The sequence below is a fragment of the uncultured Corynebacterium sp. genome, from assembly GCF_902489365.1.
GTDB lineage: Bacteria > Actinomycetota > Actinomycetes > Mycobacteriales > Mycobacteriaceae > Corynebacterium.
This window is the reverse complement of the sequence record NZ_CABTZR010000154.1, coordinates 1-2,408: the sequence shown is the minus strand read 5'-3', so window position 1 is coordinate 2,408 and position 2,408 is coordinate 1. Positions and strand designations below refer to the sequence as shown.

Genomic DNA, 2,408 nt, shown 5'->3' with positions numbered 1-2,408 from the left:
CAACATGTAATGGCATAAGGTATGCGTCACCTGGCAACACTGGCCCCGGCCTGTGCCACGAGCGCCAAAGAGCCAGCGTCGTGGTTAGTGGGCTCGAAATTCGCATGCCGCCGGGCACCGATGACCCGCTGAGTGATGCCGAGATTCAGCGCTACCGCGAAGAGATCAACCGCCTCGACCGCGTTATTCTCGACGCCATCAAGCGCCGCACCGACATTTCCCGCACCATTGGTAAGACGCGAATGAGCTCGGGTGGCACCCGTTTGGTGCACACCCGCGAAATTGCGATCCTCAACGAGTTCCGCGACGAGCTCGGGGAGGAAGGACCCGCCATCGCCTCCGCCCTGTTGCGCTTGGGCCGCGGCAAGCTCGGCGGATCTGGTAGCGCCTCGGACTAGTCCCCAGCGCACGCGCGCTTGGGCAGGTGGTGGGTTAGGCTCTCGTCATGCGCTTTTCCTCCCGTCTCGCTGCGCTTCTCGCTGCTGCCACCGCTGCGTCCATGTTGTCCGCCTGCAGCACCTCTTCTTCCGCTGAGACCACCATTTCCACCACGACGCTCAATCTTCCCGCCGTCAGCGACTCCGACCGCAGGCAGGGTTCCGCAGCATCCGGAACAACGCAAGGCTTCGAGGAGCCTCTCGACGGCGATGCGCTCTGGGATAACACCACCGAAATCCCTCAAGCACAGCGACCGGAGCCCCGACGCAACCTGATAGCTCCCGAAGCTGCCGATTGCTTCATGAGCCTGGGGGTGTTGACGCCGGGTGCGCCCATCTACAACAGCACAACCGATGGCCGGTGCTCCACCGGTCATTTCGCTGGCGATGGGCAGCGCCTCTTTATCCTCACCGCCGGACACTGCGGGGACACGGGCGACACCTTCTATTATGAGGATCAATCCGGCAGCACGGTAGAAATCGGCCAGATGGTAAAGAAGGCCCGCAACACCAACACCGATAGCATCAACTCAGCCGACATTGCGCTGATCGAAGTGTCCAACCCTGCCGCCGAAGTATCTACCTCACCGGCCTTCAATGCGCCTTTGGCCGGTTGGATGAGCCTCGACGATGTCACGCACAAGAAGCCCACGATGTGTTTTGCGGGTTCTGCGGGAGGCGCTGCCTGCGACGATTTCATCGACCGCTTCGAAAACCAAGGACTTTTCACCTTCGGCAGCGAGAGCCTACCCGGTGATAGCGGCGGTCCTGTCTACGCCTCCATCGACGGCAAACTGTACGCGGTAGGTGTCTTGTCCTTTGGCAACTACGAGGATTACACCGGCCCCGAAACTGGTGCCATGGAGATCGGAAACACAATGGAGCAATTCGACCTGAAGCTCTACTCCTAGCTCAACGCAGTACGGTCTTCTGCCTCGGCAGCGAAGGGATTTCTGGACTACGGTGGACACAGTAAGTTTCATGTCTGCTACCTGCCAGAAAGGCTTTTGCAATGGACATTACCGCTCAGCCGCAGTGGGCCGCGCTCACCTCGCTTTTTGAAAGCAAGAAGGACCTCAACCTGCGTGAGCTTTTTGCCAACTCCGCTTCCCGCGCCGCAGACTATTCTTTCGACGCCGCGGGCCTGCACGTGGACCTGTCGAAGAACCTCATCGATGAGGAAGTCCTCACCGCATTGGTGGATCTTGCCCGCGCCGCGGACGTCGAGGGCCGCCGCGACGCCATGTTCGCCGGCGAGCACCTCAACAACACCGAGGATCGCGCCGTGCTGCACACCGCGCTGCGCTTGCCGGTGGAGAAGGACTTGAGCGTCGACGGCCAGGACGTCGCCGCCGACGTCCACGAAGTCCTTGGACGCATGCGTGACTTCGCCACTGCGCTGCGGTCCGGCACGTGGCTGGGACATACGGGCCACACCATCAAGAAGGTGGTCAACATCGGCATCGGCGGCTCCGACTTGGGCCCGGCCATGGCCGCGAAGGCCCTGCGCTCCTACGAAGTGGCGGGCATTAGCGCGGACTTCGTCTCCAACGTCGACCCGGCGGATCTCGCCGCGACTCTCGACGGCCTCGACGCCGGCTCCACCCTCTTCATCGTGGCTTCCAAGACCTTCACCACCCAGGAAACCCTGGCCAACGCTCACGCCGCACGCCGCTGGCTGATTGAGCAGTTTGATGGTGATGAGTCGGCCGTCGCCAAGCACTTCGTAGCCGTTTCCACCAACGCGGAGAAGGTCGCGGAGTTCGGCATCGACCCCCAGAACATGTTCGGTTTCTGGAACTGGGTCGGCGGGCGCTACTCCGTCGATTCCGCCATCGGCCTGTCCCTGATGTGCACCATCGGCCCGCTGGACTTTATGCGCTTCCTCGAGGGCTTCCACGCCATGGATGAGCACTTCCGCACCGCACCCCTAGAGCAGAACGTGCCGGTGCTCATGGGCCTGCTCGGTGT

General features: G+C 62.0%; 2 protein-coding genes and 1 pseudogene. All 3 read left to right on the top strand.

What is annotated here, in order from left to right; all coding sequences use genetic code 11:
* Nucleotides 1-104 precede the first annotated feature (104 nt).
* Complete coding sequence (locus RDN59_RS12045; protein ID WP_308608041.1) at nucleotides 105-398, top strand: chorismate mutase; 294 nt, start codon at nucleotides 105-107, stop codon at nucleotides 396-398.
* A 47-nt stretch (nucleotides 399-445) separates the two neighbouring features.
* Nucleotides 446-1,348, top strand: a complete 903-nt coding sequence (locus tag RDN59_RS12040) for a trypsin-like serine protease (protein WP_308608040.1) — start codon at nucleotides 446-448, stop codon at nucleotides 1,346-1,348.
* A gap of 101 nt (nucleotides 1,349-1,449) precedes the next feature.
* Nucleotides 1,450-2,408 (top strand): annotated as a pseudogene (locus tag RDN59_RS12035) (glucose-6-phosphate isomerase); the annotation flags it as partial.

Bases quoted from the DNA above. Each gene is read 5' to 3' on its own strand.
- RDN59_RS12045 (WP_308608041.1), top strand. From the start codon at position 105: ATGCCGCCGGGCACCGATGACCCGCTGAGTGATGCCGAGATTCAGCGC.
- RDN59_RS12040 (WP_308608040.1), top strand. From the start codon at position 446: ATGCGCTTTTCCTCCCGTCTCGCTGCGCTTCTCGCTGCTGCCACCGCT.